The following is a 7,903-nucleotide window of genomic DNA, read 5'->3' as shown; positions in this document are numbered from 1 at the left end:
GTCGGCAGCGTAAGAAGAGTATAAGAGACAGGAATGAAATAATTTTGAATAAAAAACATAGCGCTTCGTATTCAGACGTATAATTAATCATTTCTATGTAGATGATAGAAAGATAGAAGCGCTATTTTGGGGGGCTTATCCTCCCCCTAGGCATACTCGCCTAATAAAGCTTACAGAGTTTGGACTGAAATCATAAGCTATCTGTTATCGTTCCCTAAGGTCTAGGTCCTAATAAGTCCTTTCTAGTATTAGCCTATCATTCCGTGATCTATCCCTTCTTTTCAGTAGTAAACGGACTAAAACATCTACAGGTTGTACGTAGCACGTTATCTTTAAAGCAGTTTTTAAAAAACAGCGCTCTTTATCTGAAGACCAAAATGTGTAAACTGCAGGTGTTGAAGGTTGAGCAATGTGTTGTGTCTGAGTGACCAGCCTACGTGTCTAGCATTCGTCTGACACAAGCGACCGTATGGCAAGTTAAGGTTCAACCTAGTGTAAAAATGATAACCGCGCATAGAGGAGCGATACCTCCGGGCGGTAGCGTGTCTAAATTATCTCTGCTTGATTTTTTAATATATTTTTCAGTTAGTTGCATGGATTGATTTGGCGTTCATATGCAAAGCGACTAGAAGGCTAAAAAGGGATGAACAGCACTTCGTTTGTACTTCAACATGGGCGATGGATAGCTACTTTAATACTAATCACGTCAATACTGATAATAACGACACCTGTCAAGGCCTCACCTTGGTTGGAGCCAAATGATCCATTTATGCGCGCTGATCTTACTGCATTGTCAGATGCAGGCGAACTCAGTGCGCCCATTAATCAGTATCCATTGCGTTGGTCCAGTTTTTACGATGACACGTCGGTTCAGCATCAGAACAATGTCGACCAACGCCCAATCAATGGTGCGCGTTATCAAATGCTCAATACGGCTCGAAGCCACGTTCGCTATCAGGGTCAAGCTGCAAAATTTAATCGTGCGCCAATAGCATTTGACGCGTATTGGGCGAATGACCCGTCGACATTTCTCGACTATGGTGATATGCCTCGCCATGAGTGGTCAGTGGGGGCGGCGTATCAATATATGAGTAATCGATTTGCGTTCAAGGTCGCGAATCAATACCGCCGAGATGCCAATGGTGACGATGAATACACATGGCAAGGGACATACTTGGCGCTTAATGACGGACGCTGGCTGTTTACGTTAGGCCAAATTGAGCGTTGGTGGGGACAAGGTTGGCAACATAATCTTATTTGGGGGAATCAATCAGAGCCTGCGCCGAGTGCATCGTTAAGCTATTTAGGTGATGATAACCTTTTATTGGGTTACTGGTCATTCGAAACGGTCTATCAGTTGCCAGAGAAAACTGGATACGATACCCATTGGGCGGCACGCTTAATGAGTCAACCCTTCAGACTGTTCCAACATGGGGTTACTTACCAGAAATGGCAAAACCCTAATGGACTTTACCAAACGAGTGAACAGTGGGCTTGGGACGCTAAACTTGCCCTACCAGCGTCTGACTTTCCATTGACGCATGCGTTGTATACAGAACTGGCAACTGATTACAAAGGTAAAGAATTAGCGGCCACTGTTGTCGGTTGGAGTGGCCAAACTGAGATACGACAACAAAGTATACGTTTGGTGCTCGAGCAGCAAACGACTCATCATGGCTTTGAATCCTCGCTAGCGTATACGCCAGCCATAGATCAATCTCTTTCATCTGATCAATTAGGAGGTAACAGCACAACTTATGGACTGAACGAAAGCCGTTCGATAGCCGTGTATGCCCAATTGAGTAACGATCATAAGATAAAATTAATGACGGCTGAACACGAACAAGGCGCTCACTCTTGGCGAAATATAGAAGCAAGCTACCGACTACCGATTGCGACGGCTATGCTCACATTGGGTGCGAGCCAAACGGACGATGGCGCACCGGACGTAGCAGATTCAAATGTACGTGTTTGGCTTAATTACCAAATGCGATTTTAACTGTTGCCTTTATTGACATTCACAGTACGGAACACGCTCATATGTTAATGCTCTTATCTTCTTTCGGGCGGTCTTTTAGCGCCTCCCTCACTATTTGTGCTTCCTTTGCTCATAATACAATGCGACATATACTGGCATTATTTGTTTGTGCATTGCTAACAGTCTCTCTGGCACATGCGGCAACGCCAACGGCAAGCCAGTTAGAACAATTTAAAAAGTTACCAAGGGCACAGCAAGAGCAACTCGCGCGTCAATATGGTGTGGATCTTGATCGCTGGATCGATAGTGCGACAAGCAATAATCAACAGCCTGCCCCTTCTGTACCTTCCCGACCTGAACGCATCGGTGGCTCACAAGCCTTCTTAGAGCGTGCCTTACAGCAAGAAAATACTCCCTCAAAGACACTTGAACCCTTTGGCTACGCATTTTTTGACGGAGAGCCAACGCCGATGGTTGCTGTACACGACCTCCCTTTGCCGAATGATTATCGAGTAGGGCCCGGCGATGTGCTCGATATCCAAGTATTTGGAAAAGAGAACCAAGCGTACCAACTCAAAGTTAAACGTGATGGATATATTCATTTTCCTGAATATGGTCCGATGCAAGTCGCTGATGAGACATTTAGCAAAGTACGTGAGCAAATTCGCACAATGTTTGCGGAGCGTGTGATTGGCGTAGATGTCACTGTGGATATTAGTGCGATGCGCACAATGCAAATCTACTTGGCTGGTGAGGTAAAACAGCCGGGTGCGTTTACTGTGAGCGGGCTGACTACAATGACACAAGCACTCATTGCAAGCGGTGGAGTAAAAAAGACCGGCTCACTACGTTATATCCAGCTAAAGCGCAACGGCAAGGTGATAAACACGTTGGATTTATACGCGCTTTTACTAAATGGCGACGCGCGTAACGATGTTCGTCTGTTGAAGGGAGACACGCTATTTGTGCCTACTCGTGGCGCTCAAGTCAAAGTTGATGGAGAAGTATTGCGCCCAGCTCTATACGAATTAAAAGAGAAAACATCGCTGATTGACATACTGACCATGGCAGGAGGAAGCCTACCTGAAGGATACCTCTCGAGTGTGAGTGTCAAACGTGTAACGGAATCCGGTGTCCAACCTTTTAGTGTAGATATGCGTACACCCAAGGGACAAGCCTTTACCGTGAAAAACGGCGATGCTATTCACATAGCCAAGAGTAATGAGGCTTTCGACAATGCTGTCGTAGTGCGTGGTGAGGTTGTTCGTCAAGGCGCTTACAACTTCGAGCCAGGCATGACGGTAGCGGACGTGATAAAAAACCGTCGCGATCTAAAGCCGAGCGCTGATCTTAATTATGCGCTGGTGGTACGTGAAATCGACGCTGAACGTAATATTGATGTCCTACAGTTTAAACTGGGTACAGCGCTAGAGCAGCCGAGCTCTTCCGAGAATCTACGCTTGCATAAAGGCGATCAGATCTTCGTGTTCAACAATGGTATTGATAGTCAGTTTTGGGACGAAACCGAAATAGATCAAAGTGAATCAAAAAACGCTCAGCAAAACCAAATGTTGAGCCAACAGGTCACACGTATTCCTCTTACTGCGAACATGCCTTTGTCAGACACTTACACTCAACAGACGAAAAATCAGCAGAGTGACACGACTACCCAGCAAATAAGATATGCTCAACAACCTGAAGGCGGTGCCCCTCGCGTATTTATCGACCCAGCAACAGGGGCTGAAGTGCAAGTACAAAATGTTCAAAACCAAACCCAATTGATAAAGGCATTGACGCAAAACGATGAAGAAGGGCAGCCTTCACATCGAGAGCAAGAGCTGAAGCCCATTATTGAGCGTTTGAAAGATCAAGCAAATATTGAATCAAACGCTGCGATTGTTGAGGTGAGTGGTGCGGTAAAATACCCAGGTATCTATCCACTCCCCACAAATGCGACATTCCAACAGCTCATTGAGGCAGCGGGGGGACTGACGGAAGCCGCTTATCTAGGCCAAGCAGAAATTACACGTCGTCAAGTTGTGGATGGTCGACTCACGGTCCGTCATTACCCAGTTAATGTAGAAAAAGCGCTCAACGGAGAATACCAACAGTTTAAAATTAATCGTCAAGACCGAATCAATATTAAGACCAAACCGAACTGGCACAAAGATAACGTGATTGAGCTACAAGGTGAGGTTCGCTTTCCAGGGGTTTATGCTTTTGAGCGTGGCGAAACCTTAAAAGATGTGATTGAGCGTGCAGGCGGGTTAACCGAATTTGCTTATCCTAAGGGTGCCGTATTTAGCCGAGAGCGACTCAAGCGCCAAGAAGAAGAGCGTTTAAAAATGCTTAACCGGCAGCTTAAACAAGAAATTAGTAGTCTTGCTTTACGTCGCCAAACCAGCAGTGCGCAGTATACGACCAGCCCGTCGGAAGCACTATCGATTGCTGAAGAGCTCCAAAACGCCGAGGCGGTAGGTCGAATGGTGATCTCTTTGCCCCGTGCGCTGCAGGGTGATGACGTGGCCAATATCATGGTAGAAAGTGGTGATAAACTTTACGTGCCACCGAAAAATCCAGTAGTTAGCATTATGGGTGAAGTGCAATTCACTTCAAACCAACTGTTTGAACCCAGTATGACCGTCAGTGACTACATTGAATCTGCGGGAGGCACTAAACAACAAGCAGATACCGATCGTATTTACGTGGTTCGTGCTGATGGCTCAGTCATGATGCCAAATAATAGCTTCTGGTTTAGTCGCAACCAAAAACAGCTTGAACCGGGCGACACCATCATCGTGCCAATCGATACCGATTACCTAGACGGCCTAAGCACTGCCTCGACCGCGACTCAAATTCTCTATCAAATGGGTATCGCGTGGAAAGCAGTGAATGATTAAAGTGGGGCGGAGGAGCTTAGATCCTAGAGCCTAGGTCCTAGATCCTAGGGTGATAAAGCGTAGGTAATGGAATAGGATTAGATGCGCCAACTTGATTTTGAAAGGCTTGAAGTGTGGAAGCGTAGCTGTCGACTTTCTTCATCGGTATATAAAACGTTCGACGCATGCAAAAATTACGGTTACAAAGACCAAATAATGCGAAGTGCATTATCCGTTGCTTCTAATATTGCAGAAGGTGAAGAACGAGAAACGCCTGCGGAATCAGCAAGATTTTTGTATATTGCCAAAGGGTCTGCTGGTGAGCTTATCACCCAAATATATATCGGTATCGAAGCTGGGTTTATAGACAAGCAAACTGGGATGGGCTTCGTCCAAGAAGCGAAAGAAATTGCTGCGATGCTAGCTGCGCTCATTAAACGCCGTAAAGGGATGGTACGTGAGGAAGCGGGCGGATATAACTATTAGTAGTAAGCGATTAATAGTCATCCCAGCGGAAAAGCGACGCGTTTTCTTAGAAATTTTTTAATATTTTGAAAATAATCCTACAACCTAGACCTAGGTGCTCTTCCTAGGATCTAGGACCTAGGATCCTAGGACCTTTTAACGAATGGAAAATACACCACAACACTACCAATCCCTCCCCATCTCCCCATTGGCGGCGGATGACGAAATCGACCTCCGAGAGCTGTTTGCCGCCTTATGGCAAGGTAAGTGGTTGATCATTGCAATGACCTTCGTTTTTGCCGTGGCTGGGGTGGGGTATTCGCTTTATCTTCCCAATATCTACAAATCTGAAGCCTTGCTCGCACCTGCCAATGACCAGGGCGGTGGTGGTTTGGCCAGCATGGCCGGCCAGTTGGGGGGCTTGGCCTCGCTAGCTGGGGTGAACCTTGGCAGCAGAGGCGGTAGTGAAACCGAGATTGCACTCGCGACGTTGCAGTCACGCCAGTTTATTAGTGAATTCATTCACACGCATAAATTAGCCGTGCCGCTGGCAGCCACAGAAGGCTGGGATGATGAAACGAATCAATGGATCATTAACCTAGAGCGCTATAATCCAGAGACACAAACTTGGCTAAAACCCGACGATGCCCCGGCGGACCAACCTGCCATGCCAACAGATTGGCAATTATATAAAATGTTTTCAGAGCAACTTTCAGTCAATGAAAAAAAAGACAATGGTTTAATCACCCTTAGTTTTGAGTCTCAGTCTCCGGTGTTTGCTCAGCAAGTGGTTGAGTTGTTGGTGAACGACATCAATACCCATGCGAAACAAGAAAAACTAGCAGAAACCAAAACCAACATTGGCTACTTGCGCCAACAACTTGACAACACCAATCTCACCCAAATGCAAAATGTGTTCTACCAACTGATTGAAGAGCAAACTAAAAATTTGATGCTGGCCGAAGTGCAAGACGAATTTGTGTTTAAAACCGTCGACCCGGCCATTGTCCCCGAAGAAAAAGCCGGCCCCAAACGTGCATTGATCTGTGTGCTGGCAACGCTACTTGGCGGTATGCTGGGTGTCGCGATTGTGTTAGTGAGATTTGCGTTTAGAAAGGATGAGGATTAGAAACTAGGAAGAGCCCCGATGCGAGCACGAGGCTGCTTTTTCTAGTCTCTAGAAGCGTCTCGTCTCTTTCTGTACTCCGTAAGCGTAGCGCTCCGTATTCCAATTCCCGAATACCGATGACTGAATACAGAGTACGGAAAGAGCTTCATGATGCCACGCGCTCGCACTGGTTAATTGAATCAATGCACTGGCAACTTGATGTTGGATTAAAAGAAGATGCTTGCCGAATAAGAGTCGATGATCGAGCGGAAGTATTTGCACGAATTAGGCAAATGGTTTTGAATTTATTAAAGCAAGAGAAGAGTTTCAAAGCCGGGATTCAACGCAAGCGAATGATGTGCGCGATGGACCAAGAGTACCTAGCGCTCTTGCTGGGAAGCCTCTTTTGATGCGGGTGTTCATGCGTTATCCGTGTTATTTTTAATGATTTATTGCTGAATTTTATTAAAATGATGAATGTTAATTAGATGTACTTATTAGGAAAAATAAAAGAATTACGCAACAATAAATATTTCGTGAAATATGCTAAAAATACTTTCTGGTTGATAGCAGATAATGCAACGAAATTAATTGTTGGACTCTTGGTCGGTGTATGGGTGGCGCGTCATTTAGGCCCTGAAGACTTTGGGATATATTCGTATGCAATCAGTATTGTTGCTATTTTCGGAGGGATAGCAACACTTGGCCTTGATAACATTGTCGTTCGAGAGTTAGTTGATAAGAAAGAATGTAGGGAGAAAACACTCGCCACTGCTTATGTTTTGAAGTGTCTCGGTGCTACTTTATCGCTATTATTATTCTTTATTGTTTTATTTTGTTTTGATTTCTCGACTGAAACGAGAGAAATTTCTATAATTATGGCTTTTTCCATAGTATTTCAAACTCTAAATGTTATCAAGCTATACTTCCAAAGCATTGTTAAAATAAAATATTTTGTAATATCAAGTGTCCTTTCTGTCGTTATTAGTGGATCTGTGAAAGTTTACCTGATACTTTCTGATGCTCCATTAATTTCATTTGCAAAAGCATTCCTTTTTGAATCTTTTCTACTTTCTGCATTCCTAGTCGTTCTGTATAGAATAAAATCTGACACTAAGACCAAAAAGTATTTTTTGGATTTAAATTTAGCAAAATCACTCATGAATGATAGCTGGCCGCTTATTTTCGCCGCTATAGCGTCAGTGGTTAAGTTAAAGTTAGGCCATGTCATGTTGGGGAACTTGGGAACGTACGAAGAAGTTGGCTATTACTCTGCCGCACTTCGTATATCAGAACTATGGTTTCTCATACCTGTTCTTCTCGGTACTTCTATTTATCCTGCTTTAATAAAAGCAAATAAAAACGGGGTGGTTGATCTTAGAGATAAAGTTATTTTAATAACAAGAGCAATGCTTTTGTTTGCTCTTCCTTTTGCAATAGTGGTCTCAGTTTTATCTAAATTTATTATAGTAT

5 protein-coding genes and 1 pseudogene are annotated in these 7,903 nt (G+C 44.5%); all 6 read left to right on the top strand.

Annotated elements, in window-relative coordinates:
* Positions 1-769 precede the first annotated feature (769 nt).
* Positions 770-1,999, top strand: coding sequence for a capsule assembly Wzi family protein (locus BZG84_RS15895; protein ID WP_158011510.1), 1,230 nt, complete (start codon positions 770-772; stop codon positions 1,997-1,999).
* A gap of 152 nt (positions 2,000-2,151) precedes the next feature.
* Positions 2,152-4,878 (top strand): SLBB domain-containing protein, encoded by a 2,727-nt coding sequence (locus BZG84_RS15890; RefSeq protein ID WP_338013090.1) that lies wholly within the window; start codon positions 2,152-2,154, stop codon positions 4,876-4,878.
* A gap of 81 nt (positions 4,879-4,959) precedes the next feature.
* Complete coding sequence (locus BZG84_RS15885) at positions 4,960-5,343, top strand: four helix bundle protein (RefSeq protein ID WP_077481578.1); 384 nt, start codon at positions 4,960-4,962, stop codon at positions 5,341-5,343.
* A 142-nt stretch (positions 5,344-5,485) separates the two neighbouring features.
* Entirely contained in the window at positions 5,486-6,451 is a 966-nt protein-coding gene (locus tag BZG84_RS15880) for a Wzz/FepE/Etk N-terminal domain-containing protein (RefSeq protein ID WP_077678481.1), read from the top strand.
* A gap of 137 nt (positions 6,452-6,588) precedes the next feature.
* Positions 6,589-6,840, top strand: a pseudogene (locus BZG84_RS15875) (transposase); the annotation flags it as partial.
* A 78-nt stretch (positions 6,841-6,918) separates the two neighbouring features.
* Positions 6,919-7,903: flippase (locus BZG84_RS15870; RefSeq protein ID WP_077678479.1), on the top strand; the 985-nt coding region annotated here is incomplete at its 3' end.

The organism is Salinivibrio sp. PR932 (assembly GCF_001996125.1).
GTDB classification, from domain to species: Bacteria; Pseudomonadota; Gammaproteobacteria; order Enterobacterales; family Vibrionaceae; genus Salinivibrio; species Salinivibrio proteolyticus.
This window is presented reverse-complemented; position numbering and strand designations above follow the sequence as displayed.